The sequence below is a fragment of the Ruegeria sp. HKCCD8929 genome, from assembly GCF_013031405.1.
GTDB lineage: Bacteria > Pseudomonadota > Alphaproteobacteria > Rhodobacterales > Rhodobacteraceae > Ruegeria.
Map to the genome: position 1 here is coordinate 185297 of NZ_WPZY01000002.1, position 24602 is coordinate 209898.

30 protein-coding genes are annotated in these 24602 nt (G+C 56.7%); 16 read left to right on the forward strand and 14 right to left on the reverse strand.

The genetic code is table 11. The annotated features are described in order from the left end of the window. Nucleotides 1–28: 28 nt before the first annotated feature. Genes GOX53_RS03485 through GOX53_RS03495 form a run of 3 tightly spaced genes read right to left on the reverse strand, consistent with a single transcriptional unit; the run spans nt 29 to nt 3234 of the window. Entirely contained in the window at nt 29–1441 is a 1413-nt protein-coding gene (locus GOX53_RS03485; RefSeq protein WP_171173617.1) for a M20/M25/M40 family metallo-hydrolase, read from the reverse strand. Nucleotides 1442–1483: 42 nt separating this feature from the next. Next, nucleotides 1484–2473 (reverse strand): ornithine cyclodeaminase family protein, encoded by a 990-nt coding sequence (locus GOX53_RS03490; protein WP_171173618.1) that lies wholly within the window; start codon nt 2471–2473, stop codon nt 1484–1486. A 2-nt stretch (nt 2474–2475) separates the two neighbouring features. After that, the gene (locus GOX53_RS03495; protein ID WP_371810245.1) at nt 2476–3234 is read right to left on the reverse strand and encodes an aspartate/glutamate racemase family protein; all 759 of its coding nucleotides are present in this window, start codon (nt 3232–3234) and stop codon (nt 2476–2478) included. A 150-nt stretch (nt 3235–3384) separates the two neighbouring features. Between GOX53_RS03495 and GOX53_RS03500 the strand changes: the two genes are divergently transcribed. The 6 genes from GOX53_RS03500 to GOX53_RS03525 all read left to right on the forward strand — a co-directional run bounded on the left by GOX53_RS03500 (nt 3385) and on the right by GOX53_RS03525 (nt 9055). After that, complete coding sequence (locus tag GOX53_RS03500; RefSeq protein ID WP_171173620.1) at nt 3385–3855, forward strand: Lrp/AsnC family transcriptional regulator; 471 nt, start codon at nt 3385–3387, stop codon at nt 3853–3855. Between the two features lie 302 nt (nt 3856–4157). After that, nucleotides 4158–5234 (forward strand): four-carbon acid sugar kinase family protein, encoded by a 1077-nt coding sequence (locus tag GOX53_RS03505; protein ID WP_171173621.1) that lies wholly within the window; start codon nt 4158–4160, stop codon nt 5232–5234. After that, on the forward strand, nt 5234–6238 hold the full coding sequence (gene pdxA / locus GOX53_RS03510) for a 4-hydroxythreonine-4-phosphate dehydrogenase PdxA (RefSeq protein ID WP_171173622.1): 1005 nt from the start codon (nt 5234–5236) through the stop codon (nt 6236–6238). The genes GOX53_RS03505 and pdxA overlap by 1 nt, the downstream gene beginning before the upstream one ends. Nucleotides 6239–6282: 44 nt before the next feature. Continuing rightward, nucleotides 6283–7293, forward strand: coding sequence for a cupin domain-containing protein (locus GOX53_RS03515; RefSeq protein WP_371810246.1), 1011 nt, complete (start codon nt 6283–6285; stop codon nt 7291–7293). A gap of 95 nt (nt 7294–7388) precedes the next feature. Further along, complete coding sequence (locus tag GOX53_RS03520; RefSeq protein WP_254446447.1) at nt 7389–8132, forward strand: cyclase family protein; 744 nt, start codon at nt 7389–7391, stop codon at nt 8130–8132. 29 nt (nt 8133–8161) lie between these two features. Beyond that, entirely contained in the window at nt 8162–9055 is an 894-nt protein-coding gene (locus GOX53_RS03525) for an NAD(P)-dependent oxidoreductase (RefSeq protein ID WP_171173625.1), read from the forward strand. Between the two features lie 29 nt (nt 9056–9084). On the opposite strand, the gene GOX53_RS03530 is transcribed toward GOX53_RS03525, so the two are convergent. The 3 genes from GOX53_RS03530 to GOX53_RS03540 all read right to left on the reverse strand — a co-directional run bounded on the left by GOX53_RS03530 (nt 9085) and on the right by GOX53_RS03540 (nt 10947). Further along, on the reverse strand, nt 9085–10071 hold the full coding sequence (locus tag GOX53_RS03530; RefSeq protein WP_171173626.1) for a Gfo/Idh/MocA family protein: 987 nt from the start codon (nt 10069–10071) through the stop codon (nt 9085–9087). A gap of 108 nt (nt 10072–10179) precedes the next feature. Further along, complete coding sequence (locus tag GOX53_RS03535) at nt 10180–10407, reverse strand: helix-turn-helix transcriptional regulator (RefSeq protein ID WP_171173627.1); 228 nt, start codon at nt 10405–10407, stop codon at nt 10180–10182. 12 nt (nt 10408–10419) lie between these two features. Further along, nucleotides 10420–10947: a hypothetical protein gene (locus tag GOX53_RS03540; RefSeq protein ID WP_171173628.1), complete on the reverse strand. Its 528-nt coding sequence runs from the start codon at nt 10945–10947 to the stop codon at nt 10420–10422. A gap of 345 nt (nt 10948–11292) precedes the next feature. On the opposite strand from GOX53_RS03540, the gene GOX53_RS03545 reads away from it, so the two are divergent. The 5 genes from GOX53_RS03545 to GOX53_RS03565 all read left to right on the forward strand — a co-directional run bounded on the left by GOX53_RS03545 (nt 11293) and on the right by GOX53_RS03565 (nt 13973). Continuing rightward, on the forward strand, nt 11293–11502 hold the full coding sequence (locus tag GOX53_RS03545) for a DUF3955 domain-containing protein (protein WP_171173629.1): 210 nt from the start codon (nt 11293–11295) through the stop codon (nt 11500–11502). Beyond that, nucleotides 11499–11873 (forward strand): hypothetical protein, encoded by a 375-nt coding sequence (locus GOX53_RS03550; protein WP_171173630.1) that lies wholly within the window; start codon nt 11499–11501, stop codon nt 11871–11873. The genes GOX53_RS03545 and GOX53_RS03550 overlap by 4 nt, the downstream gene beginning before the upstream one ends. A 129-nt stretch (nt 11874–12002) precedes the next feature. Next, nucleotides 12003–12845 (forward strand): hypothetical protein, encoded by an 843-nt coding sequence (locus GOX53_RS03555; RefSeq protein ID WP_171173631.1) that lies wholly within the window; start codon nt 12003–12005, stop codon nt 12843–12845. Further along, nucleotides 12842–13141 carry a hypothetical protein gene (locus GOX53_RS03560; protein ID WP_171173632.1) on the forward strand — a complete coding sequence of 100 codons (300 nt, stop codon included), beginning with the start codon at nt 12842–12844 and terminating at the stop codon, nt 13139–13141. The genes GOX53_RS03555 and GOX53_RS03560 overlap by 4 nt, the downstream gene beginning before the upstream one ends. Before the next feature lie 55 nt (nt 13142–13196). Continuing rightward, entirely contained in the window at nt 13197–13973 is a 777-nt protein-coding gene (locus GOX53_RS03565) for a DUF3658 domain-containing protein (RefSeq protein WP_171173633.1), read from the forward strand. Nucleotides 13974–13987: 14 nt separating this feature from the next. Here GOX53_RS03565 and GOX53_RS03570 read toward each other — a convergent pair whose 3' ends face one another. Beyond that, the gene (locus GOX53_RS03570) at nt 13988–14422 is read right to left on the reverse strand and encodes an N-acetyltransferase (RefSeq protein WP_171173634.1); all 435 of its coding nucleotides are present in this window, start codon (nt 14420–14422) and stop codon (nt 13988–13990) included. Nucleotides 14423–14526: 104 nt separating this feature from the next. On the opposite strand from GOX53_RS03570, the gene GOX53_RS03575 reads away from it, so the two are divergent. From GOX53_RS03575 to GOX53_RS03590, 4 genes are all read left to right on the forward strand, one after another. Continuing rightward, nucleotides 14527–16242 carry a S41 family peptidase gene (locus tag GOX53_RS03575; RefSeq protein ID WP_171173635.1) on the forward strand — a complete coding sequence of 572 codons (1716 nt, stop codon included), beginning with the start codon at nt 14527–14529 and terminating at the stop codon, nt 16240–16242. 48 nt (nt 16243–16290) lie between these two features. Further along, the gene (locus GOX53_RS03580; RefSeq protein WP_171173636.1) at nt 16291–16560 is read left to right on the forward strand and encodes a hypothetical protein; all 270 of its coding nucleotides are present in this window, start codon (nt 16291–16293) and stop codon (nt 16558–16560) included. A 99-nt stretch (nt 16561–16659) separates the two neighbouring features. Beyond that, complete coding sequence (locus GOX53_RS03585; RefSeq protein WP_171173452.1) at nt 16660–16830, forward strand: hypothetical protein; 171 nt, start codon at nt 16660–16662, stop codon at nt 16828–16830. 73 nt (nt 16831–16903) lie between these two features. Next, a complete protein-coding gene (locus GOX53_RS03590) occupies nt 16904–17473 on the forward strand; it encodes an alpha/beta hydrolase (RefSeq protein ID WP_171173637.1) in 570 nt (189 codons plus the stop codon). A gap of 291 nt (nt 17474–17764) precedes the next feature. On the opposite strand, the gene GOX53_RS03595 is transcribed toward GOX53_RS03590, so the two are convergent. Continuing rightward, nucleotides 17765–18658 (reverse strand): LysR family transcriptional regulator, encoded by an 894-nt coding sequence (locus GOX53_RS03595; RefSeq protein ID WP_171173638.1) that lies wholly within the window; start codon nt 18656–18658, stop codon nt 17765–17767. Between the two features lie 274 nt (nt 18659–18932). Between GOX53_RS03595 and GOX53_RS03600 the strand changes: the two genes are divergently transcribed. After that, on the forward strand, nt 18933–19943 hold the full coding sequence (locus GOX53_RS03600) for a LysR family transcriptional regulator (RefSeq protein WP_171173639.1): 1011 nt from the start codon (nt 18933–18935) through the stop codon (nt 19941–19943). Here GOX53_RS03600 and GOX53_RS03605 read toward each other — a convergent pair. Genes GOX53_RS03605 through trbK-alt form a run of 6 tightly spaced genes read right to left on the reverse strand, consistent with a single transcriptional unit; the run spans nt 19885 to nt 24602 of the window. Further along, nucleotides 19885–20145, reverse strand: a complete 261-nt coding sequence (locus GOX53_RS03605) for a DUF2274 domain-containing protein (protein ID WP_171173640.1) — start codon at nt 20143–20145, stop codon at nt 19885–19887. The genes GOX53_RS03600 and GOX53_RS03605 overlap by 59 nt on opposite strands. After that, complete coding sequence (locus GOX53_RS03610) at nt 20142–21356, reverse strand: TrbI/VirB10 family protein (RefSeq protein ID WP_171173641.1); 1215 nt, start codon at nt 21354–21356, stop codon at nt 20142–20144. Before GOX53_RS03610 ends, GOX53_RS03605 begins: the two co-directional genes overlap by 4 nt. Continuing rightward, the gene (gene trbG, locus GOX53_RS03615) at nt 21353–22336 is read right to left on the reverse strand and encodes a P-type conjugative transfer protein TrbG (RefSeq protein WP_217351649.1); all 984 of its coding nucleotides are present in this window, start codon (nt 22334–22336) and stop codon (nt 21353–21355) included. The genes GOX53_RS03610 and trbG overlap by 4 nt, the downstream gene beginning before the upstream one ends. Continuing rightward, on the reverse strand, nt 22333–23022 hold the full coding sequence (gene trbF / locus GOX53_RS03620; RefSeq protein ID WP_171173642.1) for a conjugal transfer protein TrbF: 690 nt from the start codon (nt 23020–23022) through the stop codon (nt 22333–22335). Before trbF ends, trbG begins: the two co-directional genes overlap by 4 nt. Next, nucleotides 23019–24314 carry a P-type conjugative transfer protein TrbL gene (trbL, locus tag GOX53_RS03625; protein ID WP_171173643.1) on the reverse strand — a complete coding sequence of 432 codons (1296 nt, stop codon included), beginning with the start codon at nt 24312–24314 and terminating at the stop codon, nt 23019–23021. The genes trbF and trbL overlap by 4 nt, the downstream gene beginning before the upstream one ends. A 3-nt stretch (nt 24315–24317) precedes the next feature. Continuing rightward, entirely contained in the window at nt 24318–24602 is a 285-nt protein-coding gene (gene trbK-alt / locus GOX53_RS03630) for a putative entry exclusion protein TrbK-alt (protein WP_171173644.1), read from the reverse strand.

Consider the following 24602-nt stretch of genomic DNA (forward strand, 5'->3'; position numbering starts at 1 on the left):
GCGCCAGATTTTTCCGCTAATTGAGAACTTATTTCTCAAAAGTGGTGTTCGCCATAGTCGCAACACTTGTCAAGATCCGAACCCAACTCCTGATGCCTCCGCGGAAGCATTTGAGGTTGTATTTTTCGTTTGGGCTGTGCGTTGCATCATCGGCCAACCCGAAGCCAATCAAAATCGAGTCGATACCAAGCAGGTTCTGAAAGCTCTGGACAACAGGTATCGAGCCGCCGCACCCAATCATTGCAGCAGGCTTTCCCCACTCGGATGTCAGCTCAGTCTTGATTCGGGAAAACACCTCCGCGCCGACGTCTATTTCAACAGCTGAGCAGGCTTCTCCGCCGAGGAACTCTGCCGTAACGCCATCCGGCAACTTATCCACGACAAACGCCCTGATTTTAGTCCGTACAGCTTCGGGATTCTGCCCGGGAACGAGCCTGCAGGTGATCTTTGCGCCGGCTTTTGACGGAATGATTGCTTTCAAGCCTTCGCCGGAATACCCCCCGAAAATACCGTTGAACTCCAGCGTCGGGCGTGCCCATAAGCGTTCCAATACGGTATACTCAGGCTCACCGAATGCTCTGTTCAAACCAGTATCACTTAAGAATTCGGTCTCATCAAAGATGAGATTGTTCCATTCGGTTTTGATCGCAGCCGGCAGGTCTGAGATACCATCATAGAACCCGGGTACATTCACGCGGCTGCAATCGGTGTGCAGCCGACCCAGAACATGGGTGAGAGCTTGTATCGGGTTTATCACCGTGCCACCGAAAGAACCCGAGTGAAGGTCACAATCAGGGCCGGTGACAACAATTTCCTCACTCAGAGTTCCACGCAGGCGGGTGGTGATTGCGGGTGTTTTCGCGTCCCACATGTTTGTGTCGCATATCAGCGCATAATCAACGTCAGCCAGCTCTCGATGTGCCGCCAGAAAGCCGCCGAGCGACGGGCTCAGGATTTCCTCTTCGCCCTCCACGATAACGGTAATTTTGAGTGGCAGGTCTCCCGTCTCTTGCTTAATCACCCGCATAGCCTCAATGAAAGTCATCATCTGGCCTTTGTCGTCGCAGGCCCCGCGCCCGACAATGCAGTCTTGCCCATTCAGCGAACCGATATAGGGATCGAAAGGCGGCCGCTCCCAAAGGTCCAGGGGATCAGGTGGTTGAACATCATAGTGACCGTAGAACAGCAGATGCGGGCCGGCACAGCTTTCTGCAGGTCGGTAGTGTCCCAGAACGATCGGGTGCCCGGCTGTCGCATAGACCGATACATTGAAGCCAATGTTGCAAAGTATCTGTCGAACCCACTCTGAAGCCTCAAAGCATGCATTCTTACACGCAGGATCAGCAGAAACACTTTCGATGCGCATCAATTCGAAGAGACGGGCAATGCTTTGATCGAATTCCTTGTCGGCGCGGGAAAGGATCGCTTCAATGGACGACATGTGACCTCTCCCGCGGCAAGCCAATACAGGCTGGATCAGCCATTAAGGAGACCATGCCGAAATGACCGTGCCCAGATTCTTCGTTTGGGATTTGCGGTGGATGTGGTGCGCACAGGCCAGATCCTGCACGATCAGGCCGAGGGATTTGTAGACAGTGATCTCATGATCGTCGTTGCGACCGGCGATGGTTTGATCGGCAACTTCACCGATCTCGCCAAGAATATGGCTCTCATCGATCACGCCGTCATCGCGCGCCAGCTGAAATTCGCCAGCCTGTTTGATTGCGCCTTCACGCAGATCAACGAAGAAGCGCGAACGTGCAACGGCCCAGGTATCGAGTTCGCGCGCACCTGGAAAACTGGTGCCCACCGCATTGACATGCTGGCCAGGTTCCAGCCAGTCGCCCAGCAGTATGGGTATGGGCGAGGCCGTTGTGGTGCAGATGATATCCGCCCCGCTTGCGGCGGTTTGTGCTGTTTCGCACGCCTCGGCAGCAATACCTGACTGTCGGAGATCGTCTGCAAAGGCTTCGGCTTTCTGAAGCGACCGGCCCCAGATTTTGACTTTCTCAATTGTCCGGACACAACACATCGCTTCGGCATGTTTGCGGGCCTGTGTGCCATACCCGAAAATGGCCAGTACCTTTGCGTCGGCACGTGCAAGATGCCGGGTTGCCACAGCACTGGCGGCCGCCGTGCGGATCGCGGTGATCTGGCCGGCATCGGCCACAAGGAACGGACGCCCATGCTCGCCCTCGAACAGAACAACCACCCCATTGTGGCTTTCCAGGCCGTGGGCGAAGTTCTTGTCGAACACGCCGATCAGTTTCGCGCCGAAGATATTGTCGTCGAGCATAGCGCCCGGCATGAACGCAAGCAGGCCATCGTTCGGTGCCAGTTCCATTTTTGAGCGTAGTGGCATGATCGCGCGTTTCTGCGACGCGGAGATCATCGCTTTCTCGACCACGTCAATGCATTCTCCCATCGGAAGCAGGTCGCGAACGCAGGTTGAGTTCAATATCTTGAGATCCATAGTCATGTCCGTTGATTTCGTGTTTCCAGGGAACGGTTCGCGATTGCCTTGATGTGAACCTCAGCACAGTCGATCGTCGTGAAACCGGGGGCTTGGCCTTCGAACGCCAGGAAAAGATCGGTGCCTGCCAGCAGGACAGCTTCCGCGCCATCGTGGTCGCAAAGCCGTTTGCCAACATCAAAAAGATAACGGCGTTGGGATTCGCTTGCGGTTCCGCTTCGGGCCATCGCCGCGTAGGTCTCCTGAACCTGTTTGATGTCGGTTTCGTCAGGCACCACGACTTCGGTGCTTCGCAGTCCGCCAAACAGTTTCGACTCCATGATAGGTCCTGTTCCCAATACGCCGACACGCCCGATCCGCTCCTGTTCAAGGTGCCGGTCAATCGCATTCAGCGCATTGATAATCGGTATGGGCGAATGTTCGAGGACATGTGGAAGACAAAAATGTCCGGCCAGTGCAGAAATAGCGACTTCTTCAGCGCCACCCGCCCGCAACTGCATAATATGTTCGAGAAAGATTTCTGCTTGAGTCTGGGCATTACCAGCCAGTAGGTTGGTCATGAGGACCGATACGTCCGCATGAACGATTGTCAGTGCGAGGGGTTTGCCGGCTAGCTTATGGGCCTGGACGAGACCCCGATAATAAAGCTCGGTCGCCGCCGGACCGATCCCTCCAATTATTCCGACGTGCATCAATCCCCCCGAGATCTGTTGTAGAGCATCCAATGCGCCACAGAGCGCCGGTGGCGCGCGTGACCGCATCTCGAACGTTCGCAAATGCAGGTTTGCGCACAAGACATGATAGGGTTGTTGTTTCAGAATTTCCTTTTATTGTTTCTTGAATCTCACGATGATCCAGAATAATGTTCTGTCACTTGGGTTATTTGAAGCGATTTCTTTTTAGGCTCAGTCATGCCCTATCAACTCGATCAGACGGACCGCCGCATACTGTCAGTGCTGCTTGAAAATGCCCGGATCTCGAACAGTGAGCTTGCCGAACGAGTCAACCTGTCTCCGAGCCCTTGCTGGCAAAGGGTGCGCAAGCTGGAAGAGCGAGGGTATATCAAGAAATACACCGCAGTGCTTGACCAGGCTTTGTTAGGCATGCCGGACACGGCCCTTGTTGAAATCCGGCTTCAACAACATGACAGCACGTCTTTCGAAGAATTCGGCGCAAAGCTCTCAAAGCTTCCGGAAGTCCTGGAGATTTTTGCAAAAACCGGCGAGTTTGAATTCTTCCTGAAGGTGGCGGTGAACGGGACTGCGGGGCTTGACGAGTTCATTCAAAGGAAACTCCACCCCCTCCCGGAAATTCGCGAAACACGGTCCAATTTCGTCCTTCGAAATTTGAAGGAAACGCGTGCCTATCTGCCTGAAATGTAGTCGCGGCAACAGTCCGCGGTGATTTTGTTAAGTGTTGTCGCCCCGACTGCTTGAGGCCAGAAAGCCCTGACGATGTTCACCACGAAATTTCTCGACTCCATGGTCGTGGAGTCGTGCTGCTGTGCTAACTGCGATTGTGCTAACGAACGCCCGCTGCGCGTTGCGTAGCCGTCGATAGTAGCAGCAGACAGTGGGTTTTTCTTGACAGAGAAATCTCTTGTCCTTTTTGGTGATTTTTTGTCACCAATAATGGTCAGATGTTATCGATTTTCCGCATTATTTTGGTGGGATATGGTCACCAAATGACGCACCACGATCAAGATACTCCCGCTGTTGGTATTATCGCTGACGACCTGACGAGCGCCGCTGACGGTGCAGCACCTTTCATGGCAAAGGGAAGGCAAATCGTTGTTCGGTGCGCTGGTTTCAGGCCGGGCACGAGGTGTGAAGCGGATGTTGTATCAATTGACTGTGACAGCCGGTCTCAAAATGAAGAAGAGGCAGCCAAAGCAGTCGCGCAGGCGACGGAAACCGTCTCAGCCGCGCCCCTGCTTTACAAAACCATAGATTCCACTCTCCGTGGTCATGTAAAGGCAGAACTCCGGGCCGCGTTCCACGCCTCAGGCCGCAAACATGTCGTTATCGCGCCTGCTTTTGCGAGTGCCGGCCGAATTACCTGCGGCGGCATTCAGCTTGTCGATGGCGTTCCGGTGTCAGAAACGAATTACGCGCAAGATCCCGTGCACCCGGCCAGAACGTCTAGGATCCTGGATTTGGTTCCGTCAGAAATCGAGTGTGCGGTCATTCTCGATGCTGAAACACAGGAAGAGCTCAACGCGCGAGTAGCTGCGATTCCCGACCCTGAAGAGACGCTCTGGATCGGATCGCCCGGCTTGGCGATTGCGCTTGCAGAAATGCAGACAAGCGTGAACGGCTACGTAAAGCAACTACCAACTGTATCGAAGACGCTCGTTGCGGTCGGTAGCGCGAATGAAATCAGCCGTCAACAATTGGAACGGTTGCGCGATGCTAACAGTGTCACGCGGCTGTGCACGCCATCGGAACGGGCCGCGTCTCCCGAAACCGTGCTGGCGGATCTGGTGACAGAGGCGGCCCATTTGATCGTGACGGGCGCCTATGACGCGCTCATCGCGACGGGCGGCGAAACCATGGCGGCGTTGCTGGACAAACTGAATGTGGATGAATTCGCGCTGATGGGCGAATTCGAGCCCGGGTTTCCGTTCGGGCTGGGCGAGTTGCGCACTGGCAAACCTCTGGTTCTCGGTCTGAAAGCTGGCGGATTTGGTTCCGCAAATACTTTGTTGTCGGCAGTCGATCTGTTGAACTCACCCCGAATTCTGGCTTCAAAGGCTTCCTGATGACACATGTTGCAAAACCATTGGCGATTACGATGGGCGATCCCTCTGGGATTGGCCCGGAGATTGTGGCGGCAAGTCTCGAAAAACAGCTTCGACCCATGAAATGCATTGTCTTCGGCAATTCGGAGGTGATGAGGCGCGCGGTAGGGATCGTCGGCGTCGACATGTCGATCAGGGCGCTTCGAAAGATCGATGAGGCGCAGTTCAAGCCGGGTACGATCGAAGTTCTCGAATGCAGCGCGATGTCCGAGTTGCCGGCATTTGGCGAGATCAGCGCGGAATGCGGGAAAGCCGCCTATGATGCAATTGTGCGAGGAATCGGTCACGCGATCAAAGGTCATGTCAGCGGGATCGTGACAGCGCCCATCCATAAGGCAGCCCTATCCTTGGCAGGGATCAGATATCCCGGCCACACGGAAATCCTCGCTAAACTTGGCGGGGCAGAGCGTGTCGCGATGATGCTTGGCAATGACGATATCCGCACGGTTCTCGTCACCATTCACTGTTCGTTGTTGGATGCGATTAAAGGCGCGACATTTGACGCTCAGATGTCGGCCATTCGCCTGGCACATCAAGGCGCGGTTGCTCTTGGCTTTGCCAACCCCCGTGTCGCAGTTGCTGGATTAAATCCCCATGCGGGCGAAGGCGGGCTCTTCGGTCGCGAAGAAATAGAGATCATTGCCCCGGCAATCGCAGCAGCGCGGAACGAGGGCATCGATGCATCAGGTCCGTGGCCCGGGGACACGGTGTTCATGCAGGCGCGCCAGGGACAATTCGATATCGTGGTGGCTCAGTATCACGATCAGGGTCTTATACCGGTCAAATACCTGGGGCTAGAAAAGGGCGTGAACATCACGCTGGGTCTGCCGTTCGTACGAACTAGCCCCGACCACGGCACAGCATTCGACATTGCCGGAAAAGGCATCGCAGACTCGGCGAGCCTTGAGACGGCCATCACCTACGCGAACCAGCTGGTCGCGTCCAAACTCGAGGAGGCCGCGTAATGGGACTTCGATTCATCTTCATGCTCACCCGGAATGACAGAACCGTGGCGGATGCGGAACAGCATCTGGAAACCGCGCTGGCCGAAGGGGTTCATCACATCGGGTTCAAGGATGTCGGGTTGCCTCTGAACCATCTGAAAAAGCTCAACCATTCAATAAAAACGGGCGGGGCCACCAGTTATCTTGAAGTGGTTTCTTTGGACCGGGACAGCGAAATCAGGTCGGCAAAAGCCGCCATTGAGATCGGCGTCGATATCCTTATGGGCGGCACACATGTCGAAGCGGTTCTGCCGTTGCTCGAAGGGACAGGCATTCGGTACTACCCGTTCCCAGGCAAAGTTGCCGGCCATCCGAGCGTTTTGGAAGGTTCTACCGAAGAGATCGTTGCCAGTGCCAGACAACTCGCTTCTCATGAGGGGGTGCATGGGCTTGATCTGCTGGCTTATCGTTCGAGCGGCGATATCGAAGCCCTTATGTCGGCGGTCTGCCAAGCCATTGACAAACCGGTCATCATGGCCGGCTCCATTTGCGACAAAAACCGGATTGCGACGGTTCGCACCGCTGGCGCGGCTGGCTTTACAATCGGAACCGCCGCTCTTGACGGGGCATATCCGGAGACGGAGACGGACCTTCGCTCTCAGTTGAGAGCCATCATGCGGGACTTGGCCGAAGTCAACAATCACGTCTCAGATGTTCCGGCAAAAAACCTCGTCGCGTCTTTCGCCAAGTTCGAGGAAACCTGGAGCCCGCGCATCGCGGGCCGGATCAACGACATGCTGCTCAAGCTGGTGAAACTCAAGGGTGAGTTTGTCTGGCATTATCACACTGTCGAGGATGAACTTTTCTTCGTCCATCGCGGCAAGATGCTGATGAAGTTCCGTGATCGCGACGAGGTGGTGAACGAGGGTGAATTCATTATCGTTCCGCACGGCGTGGAACACTGTCCCGTCGCTCTGAGCGATATCTGCGAGGTGATGCTTTTGGAACCTGGCACAACACTGAACACCGGCAACGCGACTGACGAGCGCACCGTGAACGAGTTGGTTCAGATCTGACTAGAGGACAGGAAAAGTGCACCATGTGTCACGCTTGCATCATTGACGGTATAAAAAGCAGCGTGGGACATTGCGCGGTTGCCGCATCCGGATCCATGCACACGGATGCGGGCTTCATAGACGCCTCATCGCAGGGCAGGCTTCGCGAAGGTGTCTCCATTTCCCGTGTTGTCGATCTCACTCATACGCTTACGCCAGATTTTCCTTCCTTCTTCGGCAAGGCATTCGAGGAGGAGAACAAGTTCGCCTTCGAAAAAGACGGCTTGAATCTGAAGGTGATCAAATATGCCGAGCATGTCGGCACGCATTTCGATGCCCCCATCCATTTCAGCGCGGATGGACTGAGTATCGACGAAATCCCGGTGGAGCGGCTCGTATGCCCGCTTGTGGTGATCGATGTGCGGATCGGCGCTCACAAGGATCGCGACTACCGTCTGTCTCTTGCCGACATTTCCGCCTTCGAGCGCGAGCATGGCGAAATCCCGGAAAATGCTTGTGTTGCCATGTGGTCGGGCTGGGAGGCTCATCTTGGCACGGAGCGATATCGCGGAGAGGATAGCAACGGCGTTCTTCACTTTCCGGGGTTTCACGAAGAGGTCGCCGATTTCCTGATCCGGGAACGTCAGGTCAACGGGATCGCCGTTGACACCATGTCGCTTGACCGTGGTTGCTCGACCGACAGCAAGGTGCACTACAGATGGCTGCCGTCAGGCCGCTACGGCATCGAAAACCTCGCCAATCTTGTGGCATTGCCACCAGTCGGAGCGACTCTCATTGCAGGCGCTCCCAAAATCGAGGGCGCGACCGGCGGCCCTGGCCGCGTAATGGCCCTAGTCTGAACCAATAGAACTATAAAAGGGAAACCCCAATGTCAGATGCAATCAAACCCTTGGTCGGCTTTATCGGGCTTGGCCTGATGGGTTGCGGCATGGCCAGGAATATTCTGGCTGCGGGCTACTCTCTGCTGGTTGCCGCAAACAACAGCCGATCGGTGCTGGATGAATTGATCGAAAAAGGCGCGAAAGAAGCACGATCTCCAAAAGAACTCGCGGCGAATGCGGACGTTGTCTTTCTTTGCCTGCCCTCAAGCAAACAGGTGGAGACAGTGGTCAAGGGCGATAGTGGCCTGCTGGCAGGAGCAAAACCCGGCACGATTATCGTGGACTGCTCAACCGCCGATCCAACATCGACGCAGGATCTCTATGACCTGAGTAAGGCACAAGGTGTCGAGTTTGCGGATGCCCCGCTCGGGGGAACACCGACGCAAGCGGATGAAGGGACACTTACCGCTCTCGTTGGCGCGGATCAGGGAACATTTGACAGGATTGAGCCCGTTTGTGCGGCCTGGGCTTCAAGCGTGATCCATCTCGGTCCGGTCACGACCGGACACAAAATGAAGCTGCTCAACAATTTCCTGTCGCTGACCTATGGCGCGCTCTACGCCGAAGCGCTGGCAATCGCAAAGAAAACCGGCCTCAACGCACAAACTTTCGATTCGGTTATTCGCGGCAGCAGGATGGATTGCGGATTCTATCAGACCTACATGCAATATGTCCTCAACGGAGAAGAAGCACACAAATTTTCGCTAGCCAATGCGCACAAGGATCTCACCTATCTGAACGCCATGGCGGATGCAGCAGGGGTCGCTACGCATATCGGATGTGCCGTCAAGAATATCTACACCCATGCCCTCAACCAGGGAAAAGGTGAAGCCTTCTGCCCGAGACTGTCAGAGATCGTTGCAGAGGCAAACGATGCGTAATGAGGGAACCAGGTGACATGTCCTCCAGTTCAGCGCCGGAGCACCGCATTCACCATGACAGTTGTACCTCTGCTGAATTCCAGGGGGCAGACAAAGGATGAAGGGTCTTTCATCGCTACGCCAAAATTTTCCACTTGAAGGCTGTACTGGTTGATATCCGGGAAGCGTTCTACGATCCAATTTCCGTTGTTCCCGACGACATGGATCTGACCCTCTGCATGGGTGCCGGGGTTGAACGGCGCGGGAAGATATATGTGGCCGCGGCTACCGTGAAACACCATGTCTTGTTTTGACGCCAATCTCGTAGCGGTCATCGCATTGAATGTGACATCGCCGAAACTGGCGGTGACATTGGCAAAAGTATCGACTTCGCCCTCAAATCTCAGCTCTGCCCGCAGCCCCTGTGGCTCGGCATCCGTCACGAATCGAGCCGCACCGAACAGATAGACGCCGATGTCCCGGACACCGCCACCGCCATGCGCTTCTTTGTCTCTGAACCCGGGTTTGCCACCTTCGTTGTTGTAGGTGAAACATCCGCCGATATGCCGCAGTTCACCGATGGCTCCGTCCAGGATCAGTGTTTTGACGCGGTGCCATTGCGGATGGTGCAAAATCATGAACGCTTCCGCCGCCAGCTTGCCAGCCGCATCACGTCTAGCTATCAAAGTCTCGTAGTCTGCTTCCTTCAGCGCTATCGGTTTCTCACACAATACATGCTTTCCCGCATCGAGCGCTTTCAGTGTCCAGGGGACGTGAAGATCGTTCGGCAGAGGGATATATACGGCGTCGATGCCGGGGTCGTTCAAAAGCGCTTCATAAGATGAATGAAGCCTAAGGCCAGGGCAACTCGGCAAGAAGTCCGAAGCCGCGCCAAGCGAGCCGGATGCGATCGCCACAAGCTCTGCATTCTTGGCTACATGTATCGCTGGTCCCATGCGGATCTTCGCAAAATTTGCCGCGCCCAGTATTCCCCATTTCACGACTGACAAAGCGATTTCTCCGCGGTTGCCGACCATGCGACGCAGCTGCGGCCTTCAGTAAGGTAAGAAGCTGTCATAAAAACGGGGGGTGAATCTTCCAAGGTTTTGCTTCCTTTCGGTTTGGAATCACGTTTTCTCAAACATTCATGACGGACGTTCTGTTTCCCCGTCGGGTATGTATTCGAGAATGTCTCCTGGCGTACAGTCAAGATAGGCGCAGATCGCATTTAGCGTGCTGAATCTGACGCCTTTGATTTTTCCGGATTTGATAAGTGATAAGTTGGTTTCTGATAATCCAATCGCAGCCGCCAATTCTCTGGAACTCGTCTTTCGCCGAACCAGCATCATATCCAGAGTCACGTTGATGGTCATATCGTATTTGCCTCAAAGAAATTGACTGTTTTCTTCTTCGGCTTTCCAGGCACGATCCATCATGCGACCGATCAGGAATACCGAACTACCGATGATCGGAAAGACTATGTCGAGATCCAATGGGTCCCAGCCGTATTCGGCAGCTGTGGCAGCAGTAGCGTATTGGGCCAGAACAGCCTGGAACACCCCGGTGAGGACATTCCAGAAAAGCCAGAATCCGACCAATCCAATGCCAAGGTGATTTAGCCTGCGCCCGAGATGATTGAACGCTTGTTGTGGCCCTGCTTGCAGAATCTTCCAGATACTCCAGTAGGCGAGCGCCAAGGATGCGAGCATTGCCAATGAGACCAACAATCCGAAAGCGATCAACAAGCCCGGAAGCGGGACTGGTCCTGCTTCGAAATCAAACAGTTCATGAATGCTTCCGGGAACTCCGAAAACCTCGGAGCCCCACGCCCGTAAGACTCCTAGCGCGTAATAGCACCAGCTGGCTATCATCGCGCCAAGGACCAGGAAACGAACCAATTTGATACCCTCCATTTTTAAGTTGCGGCTAGTTCGACGTGATCATGCATGTTGAAGGTTCCTCATGCCAGTTGTCAGTGTCGAACAAAAGTTTAAATAAAACATAAAACATATGTTGACTTACATAAATCGCATACTTACCTAAATCGGTGAAGACAAGGTCGCTGGAACCGCTTTCCCGTTGACGGGCGGGACCTGTGACGACGCCATTAGGTAGCGCTCAACCCTTTGTGGTTGAGCGAGCGACGTCGAGCGTCGGGGAGCCAATGGCCGCGTAAGGCTGTTTGGCATTTGCACCCAAAGGCTAGGCCGAACCTTGTGTCTGATGGTTGTGGGACGTGTATTTGGAAAGGAAACGAAATGTTTCGCATCGCCGGAACGATAACATCGATACTGGGAGTGGGTTGTCTTTTGTTGAGCGCCTATCTGCCCCCGCAGATCGGACCAGATGGGATATTGCACGAGGCGTTTTTTCTGATTGGTACTGGTTATTTCCTGTTGTTCATCGGAATAGCACTGTTCACAGCACAATGGTTGACCGGTGGCAGGAAGGGCGGCATTTCGTCATGATCAAACGGTCCTTGTCTACTCTGTTGACAGTCCTTGCGGTTAGTGCTCCGGCCTATGCGGGCGACGCCTATCTTGTTGAGATCAGCATGGATGCTGGTTGCGCACCGAATGTATGTACTTCGCATTTTGAGCCATCCTTCATCGTTGTGCCAGGCGAGCGCGCCGTTCTTCAAATTGAAGGTGAAGAATCGGCAACGTTCGCGGTTGATCTAACCGAAAACACCGACGAAAGCCTGGACTTGGAAGTCGAAGCTGTGTTGCCAGACGGTATGACACACCGGCACCTATTTCGATTGGTTTCTGGCGAGATGGCACAGCTCGAACAAGACAACACTATAGTCAGAGTAATGGCCTCGAAAACCAGTAACTGACCCCCTGAGTGTGCGTTTTACCGCCTTGAAGCCTGTCAATAAAGGTGTTGCGGAGGCGGTTCCATTGCCGAGTTGATGGCTCCCGCGACAATTTCCAGAAACGTGGCCAGACGCCACATAAAAGAAGAAATGATGCTCATACCATTCAGATTGAAACCGATCGCATTTGCGGGGTTGATTGTCTCATTTGTTACGCTCACGCTTGCTGGTCCGTCCCGGGCGGCATCTCCCAACATTTCAACCGCCGAGCCTCCATTGATACGCGCGGAGGGCGATACAGTTTTCTATACAGGCCTAATTGGACCTGACAGCGGTGGAGCCTTTCTTGCTTCGGTTGAGAGTGCCGCCGGATTGCGCCGGCTGGTTATCAACTCAGGCGGTGGAGATACAATCGCGGCCAGGATCATCGGCCGCTGGGTTGCCGAGCATCAACTGGACGTTGAAGTGGTTGGCGGCTGCTTTTCGTCTTGTGCCAACTACATCTTCGTTGCCGGTCGTAACAAGGTCATCAACAAAAATGCGTTTGTCGGCTGGCATGGTTCCGAGTTCCAATATGATGCTGTGGCCGTATCCACCCCCCAAAAAACCGCGGCCGAGTTGCTAGAGGAAGAAGTTCGCGAAGCGATGGCCGCCGCCATTGCCGATGGAGAGATGCCCGATGAGGCCGATGTTGCCGAGCAGGTCGCAAGACTACTTGCTTCCCGCGCAGAGGAAGCCGAGTTCTTCCGTGACATTGGCATCGATATCGAACTGACCGTTTACGGCCACCACCCCAAAAATCTTCCGGTTATCGAAGCAAGCGGCAAAGACGGGTGGACCTATAGCGTTGCTGACATGGCGCGCTTCGGCGTGACCGACGTCCTCTACTTGGGGCCTGGCCGTTATCAGGACTCAACTTCTGTCCAGAAATACCTTGTCGTGCTTCCTGTCCATGCCGACTGCTGCAAAATTCCGGAGAAATCCAGGAAATGATTAAAACCAGATCCGTCCGCCTTTCCACAGCGTTCGCCATGATGCTCGGTGCAGTGGTTGTCGCACTCCTCGCTGATACGTTGGTTGATTGGGAACTTCGCGTAAAGTGGTATGAATTGGGCCGCCTTGCAGGCTTCACAGACTCACACCAGCAGGCCGTCAGAGGTTTATGCGAACATCGCTCACCCGGTCTGCCACCACGCGAGGCTGATCTGCGGATCGAGGCCAAAGCTTCAACATTCTATCTCGTATCGGAAGCAGACAGGCTGACGATCTATTGCGACGGCATTGACTAGCTCTCCTCCGATCTCGCCCGAAATGCTGTCAACATCAAATTGTGAGAACCCAAACATGGAACTGTCAGACTCTGTTCACTTCGTAACCGGAGGGTCGGCGGCCCATGCAGTTGCCGGCTGGATTGAGCGCAATGGCGCCGGCACGTTGACGGAACTGCACGATCCTTTGTCCTGCGGTCCGTTGGATGGTTTCGGAACGCCAGAAGGCATGGAACGCCGCCGTGGCTGGATCGAGCAGGTCTGCGAGACATTGGGGGAGCGTGAACTCTGGTCGTTCATCGAGCCTTACATCGGCCTGCCACAACTGAAACGCCAACTCGACAACTACACCTCCTGCGTGATCTGGTGTGGTCACCAGACCGATGAGCAACTTCTGCTGAGAGCGGTCTGCGCGGCCTATCCTGATCGGAAACTGTATTTGGCCGATGTCGCTGCTGGCCGCGTAAAGGGAGATGAGCGATGTGCAGTCGGCGCCTGCTCCACCAACGACCTCCTGGAGGTGGCAATCCAGCCCATCGATCCATTGCGACGAGCCGAACTGGCGGGCGAATGGCAGTCGCTGATCGAAGAAAGCGGCCTCGTTCGCACCTTCCAAACGGGCACGATCGCAGGCCATGATGAGGACTTTTTCGATGCGGCGCTGATATCGGCCTGTGCAGATACTTTCCAAAACGCGGGAAGGATCGTTGGCGACGTCCTCGGACAATACCCGCTACAGGTCGGCGACACCTATCTTGCCTACCGGCTGCACCTGCTTATCCGCAGTGGCATTCTAACAGCAGAGGGCGGTCCGGAACTGTACCGAATGCACGTGCGCCGGAATGGGGAATAAGCGTCGTGCCGATGTTACAGCTTCTTTTCCAGAATTTTTGCACCTTCCGGGCGTTCGCCGGTTTCAAGGAATCCCATGTGTTTCCAAAAACCCGAAACCGGATTGATGTCGAGCACACCGAGGCGCAATTTCCGCGCCTTCAACGTGTCGCGGGCAAAGGCTTCGACTTCGGTAAGGGCGGCCTTGGCAAGACCTTCGCCACGGCGCCTCTCGATCACAGCCAAAAGCCCCAGATAGGCGATGCCGGGCGCGGGAAAGCCATCGACAAGATCGACCAGCCCGACCGCGTTGTCGCCAGCCATGATCGCAAAGGCATGTTTGTCCGACAGGCTGCGGCCGGGCGGCGTTGCCGCGAGAAACTCCTGTGCGGCATCAAAGGGATCATGATGCCCGCTTACCCGGCAAGCGTAACCGGCAAGATCATCGAATATCTGCCTGACCGTCTCCATGTCCGGTTCTGCAACCCGTTGCAGATGTACTCCGCGATCCAAAGCTCGCCGCGCCATTTTTATGTGTCCGCCGTGCGTTTTCCTGCCTGATAGGAACCTCTAGCATGTTGAACTCCCTTCCTGGACACATTCTTTCGGCGGCGATTTTGATCACCCTTTTGGCGGTGCCGGCACAGGCTTCTGACACTGCCGCAAGGATGCTGGCCGACACCGCAACCAGAGCGCTTGTGATTGCCCGGAAGGCGTATCCGGACAGAGTTCCGGAACTTGAAGAGCTGGCCAGCAATCCTTCAAGAGCCGTACCTTCATGCGACAACGCGACAGATCCCGCAGACTGCCGTACCCGAGCTTACCAAACCGCCACAGCGCGCATTGAGACGGAGTTTGGCCTTGGATATCTGCTCGACAGGTTACCGGAGGGCAGGATTTGCGGCGAGATGCCAGTTTACGTATTGCCCGCAGAGACGAGTGCCGGGCCCGCGGTAACGCTCGTCATTCAGGGTAAACGCCATGTTCTCACAGCAACAGCGGCCAAAGATGTCTATTCCGGCGACGGAACAAGCTATGAAATAACCGGCTCGGCTATGCGCCTGCAATTCGACGATGCTTCAGAGCCGTTGGATTGCAGAAAAGTCGATCCAATTGTTGACGTTGCGGCCTTTCGCGAGATCACCATCGATGCCATTTGCATCCACCTGGAGCAAAAATTCTTCGATCCGGCAATGAAAGGTCGCAACTGGCAGGAGGACTGCGCTGAAGCGCGCAAAGCCCTGGCGACGGTAAAAACCAGAGAAGAGTTCCACGCAATCGCCCGAAGCCTTCCCGAGAAACTTGATACCTCGCATACGGCCTATTTCCCTCCACACGATCCGCGTCTGGCTATTTTGCGCTCGGTATTCGAAACAGGCAGCTACGTTGCTGAAGGCAGACCGGAACAACCCTTGTTGCAGGGCGGCGGGTTTTTCCTGAAAGAAATCGACGGACGACGGTTTGTCGATCAGGTCCTCGACGGCAGTCCGGCGGAGATGGCCGGCCTGAAAACAGGCGATGAGGTTCTATCGACCGGAGGAGCCGAGTTTCGCTCTGTCCCACCGGATGCCAACAAGACATTCGAAACAGATGTCAAGATCCGCCGAACGGCAGGCGGCCCGGTCATTTCGCTCGACATGGTGGTTCATACTGCACCGGCATTTGCCGTCCTCGCATCGGCCACTTGGGAAAGCAGAAAGGTGATCGAAGCGGGTCACCAAAGGATAGGATACATACGCGGGTGGACGATGTTGACATTGGACACCTATGGCGGCCCGACTCAGGTTCTTTGGAACGCCATCATGTCGGGAGAATTCGCCGATATCGACGCGCTGATACTTGATGCCCGTGGACGGATCGGCGGCGGCGGTGTCGATTTTTTGAACATGCTGTTTGGGCACCATCTGCCAAAGTCAACGCGCGGACGTATGGACACCGATTGGCAAGATCGAGGCAGTCTTCGGCCCGATCTGCCTTTGGTCATGGTGACCGACGAACATACTCGCAGCGCGGGGGAAATAACGGCTTTGACTGTGCAAAAGAAACGTCTCGGCGTTCTTGTCGGCAGTCAAACTGCAGGCGCGGTCACCGGAGGAACGCTGATCCTGTTGCCCGACGGCGGCGGTCTCTATGTCGCGGCATCCGAGCTCATGGTTTCCGGACAAAACCTTGAAGGCGTGGGTGTGTCTCCAGATATCAAGGTAGAGCGGCCGCTTCCCTGGTCCGGTGGTGCCGATCCGCAGCTTGACCGCGCCATAACCGAGGCGACCAGGCTTGTGGGCCAGTATTGAAGAACATTGCATGACATTCCTTCCATCATCTCGAAAGGTAGATCGATCATGAAACGTCCAGCCATCATTTCCGCAGTCATCGCGGTGCTAATATTTATCGGCCTTTCAACGATTGCGACGATGGGGCAAGCGGATGCCAGCTTGATCGGCCGCATCGCACCTCTGGAGTCTGCGGATGCGATCGGGTTTTCACTGGCATTCGGCTCGGACCTTCCTGAGTTGGTCGCACGGACCTTGGGCTTCCTGGTTATTTTTGGAATCCCAATCGCGGTTTTCTTCGGGCTTCAAGCAATATTCCGCCGTGGTTCAGCCGCATAGAACAGGCCCGGCGGCCATTGAAACATATGGGACCCACAGTAACCACAGTCGAGGCGAAATCATATATTGATCGACTTAAAGGATAAACAGGAGCCAATATTGTCACGTACTGTTCAAACCCTCGCTGCGATTGTCTTGTTGACTGGCGGCTTCTTCGCGGGTCGCGCCTATGAGGCGTGGCAGTATGAGGACATCTGCCTCGATATGGGAGGCGGGATGCGGCCCGGTAGCCATCCGATTTGTGTCGTGGAACACAAGGGTGGCGGCTGATGCTCAAATTGGATGTCTGGGTCGATGCGCGCTGTGTTCACACGGCTATCATTTATTCGATTGGAGAATTTTGATGAGGGCGGTTCTGTTGCTGATAGCATTTATGCTTTCCGGCTGTGAAACAGCAGCGGTGGTCGCTTTGAACGCGGTTGAGACCACCGAATTCACGGTCAAAGGACAACAGTTGTTGATGAGCGGTGAAATCAACAGCAAGACATTGAATCAGTTCAATGAGATTTACGCGCGCAACCCGCACATCAAGACGCTCGTCGAGTTAGATGTTCCGGGCTCTCTTGACGACGATACGATGATCGCGCTTGCTTATCGGGTCAGAAAACTTGGCCTGAATACCCATCTGCGGGCCGATAGCAAGGCTCATTCTGGCGGCGTTGATTTGTTTTTGGCTGGCGTGAACAGGACCATTGAGGAAGGGGCTGAAATCGGCGTCCATTCATGGTCCGACGGCAAGAAAGATGCGAAAGACTATCCCCGTGGTGCCCCCGAGCACGAGGAAAACAGAAAATACATCGAGGACATGCTCGGCTCCGATGCCTTCTACTGGTTTACGATATATGCCGCTCCGGCAGATGGGATACACATTATGTCGCGCGACGAAATCCGGCGTTTTGGCCTTGAAACATGATATCCAGCAATGATCGGTCGTGCGAATGGGGAATCGGACTGGTTGGCGTTCGAATGCAGGGTGTATATCCGGGAGGCCATCGAGGCGTATTGTGCGAGTGGAGTTTGGCAACGCCAACTTCGAACTATACGGCTCTGGTGACCAAGGGCAACCAACCAACATGAATCTTCAACGCTTCCTCAAAAGTGAGGCCGCCGCTATTTTCTGCGCATCGTTGCCAAGGCGTGCTGCAGTTGATCATATAGGCTAGAATCAAAGGTTCGATCGGTAACGGAAAGCACGAGGAATGTGTCAAGTGTCCGAACTGGACTGGCGCACACCATAAAGCTCTCTAAGCCAGTCTATCAGGTGTTCTGCGCTTTCATTTAATACCATGTCTTTTGGAAAGATGAGTCCGTAGTGCGTTCCGTCTTCGATGAAACCCAACGGCGCGACAAGGCGCTTTCTTTCAATATCATCAATTGCCAGAACTTCGGGACTAAGGGCAACTCCGAGATTGGATGAGGCAGCTTCAACCATCAGAAAGTGGTGGTCATGATAGCGAATTTCCTTCGGTCGTTCGCAATCGGGATTCTTGGCGAGCCAATCCTTCCATGCATCGGGTCGTGTTTTCGATCCGAGGCCAAGATAGTTACCTTCTTCGAAGCTAGACTGCAGTTGCGGAGCCACTACAGGCCCGACGCGTTCCGGAAATAGGTGTTCTACCTGACAAGTATCGGGAATCGGAAAGTCAAGACGCCGAAGGGCGAGACTTACCGGATTGCGCCCAAAGTCAAGTGGACCTCCTCCAACAGATAAATGCACAGCAATCTCGGGATAAGTGTCCTGAAACCGGCTCAAACGTGGTATCAACCATCGCATCGCGACCGATCTCTCACAGGATAAGACAACCGCAGTTGCATCTTTTTGCTTTGGCTCCGCAATCTCGCGGATTGTTTCTTCCAATTCGGCAAAAAATCGACTGGTGGTTCGGAAGAGTGCTTCGCCCTCTGCGGTCAACTTGAGGCCGCGCCCGTCCCGTACGAATAGCGAGGTGCCGATATCACCGCTAAGTTTCGTAATACGACGGCTGACGGCACCATGCGTCAGTGCCAGATCGTCAGCTGCTGAACGTACGGATCCCAGGCGAGCGGTCGCTTCGAACGCCCGCAAATCATCAAGTGAAGGTATGGTAGACCGTTTCATTGGTGATCATTTATCACCAATTTTGGTTAGAAGAAATCCCTTTTTAAAGGTGATGAAATATTGGAAGATTATATCACGAAGAGTAACTTATTCTCTAAACAGCGTAGCCAGTGTATTCAAGGTAGTCGATCGCCAAGTACGCATCAAATTCTAGTACACCATTGGATGAGATCAATACGGTTAATTGGTATCAATTGAAGATGATGAACCCTTGAAGGCACAGATTTGCAGAGTGCGAAGTTCTCCATCGCAACGATCGGAGGAAGTTGTGGTTATGAATGCGAGTCGTGAACACAACCGTTCTGCAGAAAGCCGCCTTACTGGCGGCGCCACATTGAAGCCTGGTTCAGGCTTGTTTCCTCTGCATCTAAGGCAATGTGGTCAAATTTGTTTTGGCGACCTAGCAGTGCTCATGGCGGTGGCAGAAGCAGGAAGCTTTCGTCGAGCGAGCACCATTGCGAATTTGGGTCAATCAAGCGTAACGCGTCGAATTCAAAAGATTGAGGATTTATTGGGAGTTTCGTTGTTCGAACGAAGCCCTATAGGTGCTCGGCTTACATTTGTGGGTTCGCGTTTTGTGGACAATATCCGCGCAATAAGCGGAGATCTTTGTGTAGCAGTCAGAACGGCGCAGAGTGCTGGTGTCAGTTCAAACGGTCAACTCCGAATTGGCTTGATTGCATCTCTGTCCCTTGGTGCTCTACGAGAACTCATTTTAACATTTGTTCATAAGTATCCAGACGTTGAAATTAGCTTTACCGAGGCTGATCGAAGCGACCTTCTAACGCGTCTAAGCCATAGAGAACTCGACGTGCTTCATGCCGCCGGCTGTCTTTCCGAAAACCTTGGAGATACACTGATGTTGACGCAGGAGCCGATATATCTAGCATTGTCAGATACACACGTGCTGGCAAGTAAGTGCCGTGTTCTTTGGTCTGATGTTGACGATGCAACCTTTGTCGTTAGCACTTTGGAACCGGGACCGGAGATTCGTGACTATATTCTACGCCAGGTTAGCAATCTCGGTCGCCAAGCCAAGATCCAACAACATCGACTTGATCGTGAGGGAATCATGAACCTGGTCGGCCTAGGGCTGGGAATCAGTCTTGTCGCTGAGCACTGGACTGGTGTTGCCTATCCAAATGTCGTTTTTCGTCGGATTGGTGGTGACGACGAACGGATTCCCTTCTCACTGACCTGGCGTCCGGAAAACGATAATCCCGCTCTCAGGCGTTTCCTGAGCCTTGCCCGGGTGCACGCGAAGGCGCACGCTGCGCCTTCTTAGCCTTGGCAAAACCGCGATCGGTCGCCATGAATCGCTCGATCATCGGTACGATGAGTTTCACAGGTTCTTTCACCGGTTGCCCGGTCTCACGCCCCAGGATTTCGGCATAGGCAATGAGATCGCGGTGGACGGATGCGGGCAGTTCAACGGTTACTTTTACCGGCTTGTCGTCGGCGAGCGGGCCGAGTTTCAGCTTGGTCATTGATAGCCTCTTTGCGGTTCGAGGATGAGGTCGCGGGTGACGACGACGCGGACAGGGAAGCCTGGCCGGATGGTCAGCGTCGGCGGCACGGCGAGTTGACGGCGCACGATCTCGTCACCGGCGCGACCGACAGTGTCCTGTGTACCTTCGCGGATGGCGCGGGCGATATCGCTGTCATCGTCAGCGCCCAATTCCGCACCGATGTTAAGAACTGTCGCGAGGCCTGCCGTGAGGAACAGTCGGCCCCAGTGGTGATCGACACGATCCTCGAGCCCCGCATAGCCAGCCGGGTCGGCACCCCGCTGGCGTTCGAGGACAATGGAGCGTCCGTCTGGCAGGATCAATCGTGTCCAGACCAGCAGCGCCCGCTGCTGACCGAAGGCGACGCGGCTATCATATTCGCCGAGGAGACGCGAGCCCTGCGGGATCAGGAGATAGCGCCCGCTCGGACTGTCATAGACATGGGAGGTGACCTGGGCGGTGACCTGCCCGGGCAGGTCTGAGCGCAAGCCGGTGATGAGTGCGGCCGGGATCACAGTGCCGGCCTGGATGACATAGGGACTCGGCGGGCTGGTCAGACGGTCAGCGCTCATCGTGCGTCGATCGATCTCGCGCCCCAGGAACGCTTCATGCCTGTCGGCCGCATCGCGCGGTGGTGCTTCGGCCGAGATGGGAAAGAGATTTCCGTTGCTCGCGGGCACCGTTGCACTGGGCGGACGGGTATTCCCACGCGCGACCGTGTTCGCCTCGGCGAAGAGCTGACTGAGGCGGGCGGCCTCCTGCTCCTGAAGCCGCCGCTGCTCCTCGGGATCGACCGCTGGGCCAGTGGCGGGGACGGCAGGCACGGGCTGGCCGCGTTCCCGGGCACTCAAAATCGGGCGGCCGAGTTCGCCGGGCAGCGGCGGACCGAGTTGCGGGATACTGCCATAGTCGCGTGGGAGACGGCTCAGTCCTTCGGCCTCCTGGATACGTTCGGTCGAGAACAATTCGTCCGGGCCGTCGATTGCTCCACGGTCCTGGAGCGCGAAGATGAGGATCGCGGCGAGGCCGAGCCCGCCGCCGGTTGCGAGAACCGAGATGGCCTTTCGGGACAGACGCATGACGCGGGGTGGATCGGCGCGTAGCCGGAGCTCTTCGGCGATATCGCGTTCGGAACGAGGCTTCTCCGTCTGACCATGCCCGGCCCGGCCTAGTTCGGATTCATCTGTCATCTGGACTCTCCGTTCTGGTGCCGAGGCGCAGCTGGCCTGCGTCGCACGCCATCTGTGCGAACGATGCGGACCGTTTGCTGGTTTCTGCCGCCGAGGCGCAGCTCGGCGGCGGCGAACAGCCGGTCGATGATGAGCACGTTGCGGAGGACGCGGGTGTTGGCGATCTCAGTACCGCCATCGGCACCGATGACGAAAAGCGGCGGCATGTCGCCCTGCGCAATCCCGCGCGGGAAGACGATGTAGACCCGGCGGCCGTCATCGAACACGGATCTCGGCCGCCAAGGCGGCCTGTCACCTTCGATGGCGTACCGATAACGCCGCTGGGCGGTCGGAGGAATCTCGGGGCGGGTCACCGCCGGTAGCCGGGTCACACCTGCGACGCGTGGATAGGCCCAGGCGACCGATGGCATGTAGGTTTCCTCGTCCGAACGCAGTTCGACGAGATAGGTGCGCCGGTCGGTGTTGATGACGAGGTTGGTTGCGATCTCGGGCCGGGTCGGCTTGACCAGGATATGGACACGTTCGGTACGCCCGCTGCCGCTGCGGGTATCGCCGATGATCCAGCGGGCGGTGTCGCCGGCGGCGATCGGACCCTCGCCGATCAGCCGTTCACCTGGCTCCATTGCGATGTCGGTGATCTGTCCCGGGGCGGCGTAGACCTGATAGAGCGCGCCCTCGCTCCAGGGAAAGACCTGGATGGCGTTGTAGTAGCCCTCACGGCGGGGTTCGACGCGTGCTGCCGCGTTGGCGTTGACGACACGCGCTTCGGGCGTTCGGGCATTCTCGCCGCCACGCGAGGGCGTCCAGGCCGGTGGCGTATGGACCGGTCTTGGCGGTTGTTCCACGACCGGTGGGGGCGGCGCAGGCAGCGATGGTACGTCCTCATCGTAGGTGATCTCGGGCGGCCGGAAGGTGGCACAGCCCGCGAGAGACAAGCCCATGAAGAGGGCGAGCGGGAGGGTCAGAGTTCTGTGGCTCATTCCTGCATCTCCCGCGACCAGTTGATGGCATGAACGAAGACGCCGAGGGGGTTCTTCCTGAGCCGTTCCGCCGTGCGGGGCGGCTGGAGGGCCACGGTCAGGATCGCCGTCCAGCGCTCGGTTGCCGCAAGTTGACCGTTGGCATAGCGACGTTCGATCCAGGCGACGCGGAAACTCGATTCCGATGCCCGGATCACGCTGGAGATTTCGACGGCGACCTGGGTTTCACCGACTCTGGCGAACGGATCGTTGACGCGGGCATAGTCATTAAGCGCGAGCGCGCCGCGGTCGGTGGCGAAGTCGTAAGCCCTGAGCCAGTTCTCGCGCAGCACGATCGGGTCCGCGGGCACCTGCCGGACATTCTCTACGAAACGCGCGAGGTGGAAGGCGATCTGTGGATCGGTCGGCCGGTAATCCGCGGTGGCGGGCGCGACGGCCTGCGCGGCGCCGAGACGGTCGACTTCCACGACATAGGGGACGATCGTGCCCTGCGTGGATTGCCAGACGAGCGCTGCGCCAAGCCCGCCGGTCATCAGCAGGCAACCGAAGGCCATCAGGCGCCAGTTCCTCGCCTGAACGCGGGCAGAGCCGATGCGCTCGTCCCAAACCTGGGCCGCCTTCTGGTAGGGGGTCACCGGCTCAGGCGTTTTGCCATAGTGCACGCTGGGGCGTTTGAAGAGTCTCATGGTTTCTCCGAGAGGCTGATCGACGTCCCGCCACCGCCATGGTCTCCGGATCGGATCACATGGGCTGTCGTGGCGACGCCGTGGTGGAGGGATTGCTGCCGCTTGAGCTTTTGCGCCCAGGCAGGCGGGCCGTCATTGGCAGGCGTGGGAGTCGCTGCGCCGCCGGTGACCGAGCCGCCGGTCGCGTCGAAGGCCGCGCGTGATCCGGCGTGATAGCTATCCTTCATGGACTGGCTCATGCGCCGGAGCGGACTCGCGGCGGCGCTCATGCCGGCCTTGCCGACACTCGCCATTCCACCGGCGACGCCTGCCGCACCGCCACCTGCAGCCGTATGTCCGACTTTGTAGGCGGTAGACGCGCCGCCGGCGATCGAAGCGGCGCCGCGTGCGCCTGCGCCGACAGCGGACGCGGCCATCTTGCCGCCCGCCAGACCACCGACAACCATACCGCCGGCGGCGAGGCCCGTGCCAACTGCTGCGCCCGCACCGAGCTGAGGCCCGCCGGAGACGATGCCGTTGGCGATACCCGGACCGAAGATGCCGAGCGCGAGCAGCGAGAGTGCCGCGAGCACGATGGCCATGGCGTCCTCGATCGTCGGCTCGCCGGTAAAGCCCGCGGTAAAGGTGCCGAAGATGGTCGAACCGATGCCGATGATGACGGCGAGCACCAACACCTTGACGCCGGACGAGATGACGAGACCGAGCACGCGTTCGGCCATGAAGGCGGTCTTGTTGAAGAGCCCGAAGGGCACGAGGATGAAGCCCGCAAGCGTCGCCAGCTTGAACTCGATCAGCGTGACGAAGAGCTGGATGGCGAGGATGAAGAAGGAGAGCAGCACGATCACCCAGGCGAACAGCAAGATCGCGATCTGGATGAAATTGTCGAAGAAGGAGACGAAGCCCATGAGGTCGCCCACGGACTCAAGCAGCGGCCGTCCGGCCTCGAGCCCGACCTCGGCGATGCGCCCGGGCTGCAAAAGCTCACCGGCACTCAGCGAACCGCCGGAGGCGATCAGCCCCAGCCCGGCAAAACTCTCGAAGACGATACGGGCGAGGTGGTTCCAGTTGCCGATGATATAGGCGAAGATGCCGACGAAGAGCGTTTTCTTGACGAGCCGCGCGATGATGTCGTCGTCCGCGCCCCAGGCCCAGAAGAGCGCGGCCAGCGTCACGTCGATGACAATCAGCGTGGTGGCGAGGAAGGCAACGTCGCCGCCGAGCAGTCCGAACCCGCTATCGATATAGCGGGTGAAGACGTCCAGGAACCGGTCGATGACACCGACGCCACCCATGGCCTATTCCTCCTCCCGGCCAGAACCAGAACCGCCCGGCGCGAAGAAGCGCCGGCGGTTCTCGGCCCAAGCCTCGCGACAGACGGTCTCGGTCTCGACCTCCTCGACGGCCAGCGCACGGCAGCGCCGGAGCGCGGCGCGCAGCGGATCGTCGACCGATTCAGACACCGACGCCGGCATCTGCTCCTGGGCGACGGCGTCACGGAACTCGAAGGCCGCGGCAAGCGCCGCGAGGCCGCCGAGACCGAAGGCGATGAGCCGCAGGATATGGTCGGGACCGGCCACCAT

Excerpts from the sequence above, each read along its gene's own strand:
- GOX53_RS03580 (WP_171173636.1), top strand. The coding sequence starts at position 16,291 with ATGAAACGTCCAGCCATCATTTCCGCAGTCATCGCGGTGCTAATATTT.
- GOX53_RS03525 (WP_171173625.1), top strand. The coding sequence starts at position 8,162 with ATGTCAGATGCAATCAAACCCTTGGTCGGCTTTATCGGGCTTGGCCTG.
- GOX53_RS03555 (WP_171173631.1), top strand. The coding sequence starts at position 12,003 with ATGATGCTCATACCATTCAGATTGAAACCGATCGCATTTGCGGGGTTG.
- GOX53_RS03565 (WP_171173633.1), top strand. The coding sequence starts at position 13,197 with ATGGAACTGTCAGACTCTGTTCACTTCGTAACCGGAGGGTCGGCGGCC.
- GOX53_RS03540 (WP_171173628.1), bottom strand. The coding sequence starts at position 10,947 with ATGGAGGGTATCAAATTGGTTCGTTTCCTGGTCCTTGGCGCGATGATA.
- GOX53_RS03545 (WP_171173629.1), top strand. The coding sequence starts at position 11,293 with ATGTTTCGCATCGCCGGAACGATAACATCGATACTGGGAGTGGGTTGT.
- GOX53_RS03595 (WP_171173638.1), bottom strand. The coding sequence starts at position 18,658 with ATGAAACGGTCTACCATACCTTCACTTGATGATTTGCGGGCGTTCGAA.
- GOX53_RS03520 (WP_254446447.1), top strand. The coding sequence starts at position 7,389 with ATGCACACGGATGCGGGCTTCATAGACGCCTCATCGCAGGGCAGGCTT.
- GOX53_RS03485 (WP_171173617.1), bottom strand. The coding sequence starts at position 1,441 with ATGTCGTCCATTGAAGCGATCCTTTCCCGCGCCGACAAGGAATTCGAT.
- GOX53_RS03535 (WP_171173627.1), bottom strand. The coding sequence starts at position 10,407 with ATGACCATCAACGTGACTCTGGATATGATGCTGGTTCGGCGAAAGACG.
- GOX53_RS03560 (WP_171173632.1), top strand. The coding sequence starts at position 12,842 with ATGATTAAAACCAGATCCGTCCGCCTTTCCACAGCGTTCGCCATGATG.
- trbL (WP_171173643.1), bottom strand. The coding sequence starts at position 24,314 with ATGGGTGGCGTCGGTGTCATCGACCGGTTCCTGGACGTCTTCACCCGC.
- GOX53_RS03605 (WP_171173640.1), bottom strand. The coding sequence starts at position 20,145 with ATGACCAAGCTGAAACTCGGCCCGCTCGCCGACGACAAGCCGGTAAAA.
- trbF (WP_171173642.1), bottom strand. The coding sequence starts at position 23,022 with ATGAGACTCTTCAAACGCCCCAGCGTGCACTATGGCAAAACGCCTGAG.
- GOX53_RS03530 (WP_171173626.1), bottom strand. The coding sequence starts at position 10,071 with ATGGTCGGCAACCGCGGAGAAATCGCTTTGTCAGTCGTGAAATGGGGA.
- GOX53_RS03490 (WP_171173618.1), bottom strand. The coding sequence starts at position 2,473 with ATGGATCTCAAGATATTGAACTCAACCTGCGTTCGCGACCTGCTTCCG.
- GOX53_RS03575 (WP_171173635.1), top strand. The coding sequence starts at position 14,527 with ATGTTGAACTCCCTTCCTGGACACATTCTTTCGGCGGCGATTTTGATC.
- GOX53_RS03590 (WP_171173637.1), top strand. The coding sequence starts at position 16,904 with ATGAGGGCGGTTCTGTTGCTGATAGCATTTATGCTTTCCGGCTGTGAA.
- GOX53_RS03550 (WP_171173630.1), top strand. The coding sequence starts at position 11,499 with ATGATCAAACGGTCCTTGTCTACTCTGTTGACAGTCCTTGCGGTTAGT.
- trbG (WP_217351649.1), bottom strand. The coding sequence starts at position 22,336 with ATGAGCCACAGAACTCTGACCCTCCCGCTCGCCCTCTTCATGGGCTTG.
- GOX53_RS03500 (WP_171173620.1), top strand. The coding sequence starts at position 3,385 with ATGCCCTATCAACTCGATCAGACGGACCGCCGCATACTGTCAGTGCTG.
- GOX53_RS03570 (WP_171173634.1), bottom strand. The coding sequence starts at position 14,422 with ATGGAGACGGTCAGGCAGATATTCGATGATCTTGCCGGTTACGCTTGC.
- GOX53_RS03610 (WP_171173641.1), bottom strand. The coding sequence starts at position 21,356 with ATGACAGATGAATCCGAACTAGGCCGGGCCGGGCATGGTCAGACGGAG.
- GOX53_RS03505 (WP_171173621.1), top strand. The coding sequence starts at position 4,158 with ATGACGCACCACGATCAAGATACTCCCGCTGTTGGTATTATCGCTGAC.
- GOX53_RS03600 (WP_171173639.1), top strand. The coding sequence starts at position 18,933 with ATGAATGCGAGTCGTGAACACAACCGTTCTGCAGAAAGCCGCCTTACT.
- GOX53_RS03495 (WP_371810245.1), bottom strand. The coding sequence starts at position 3,234 with ATGCGGTCACGCGCGCCACCGGCGCTCTGTGGCGCATTGGATGCTCTA.
- pdxA (WP_171173622.1), top strand. The coding sequence starts at position 5,234 with ATGACACATGTTGCAAAACCATTGGCGATTACGATGGGCGATCCCTCT.
- trbK-alt (WP_171173644.1), bottom strand. The coding sequence starts at position 24,602 with ATGGTGGCCGGTCCCGACCATATCCTGCGGCTCATCGCCTTCGGTCTC.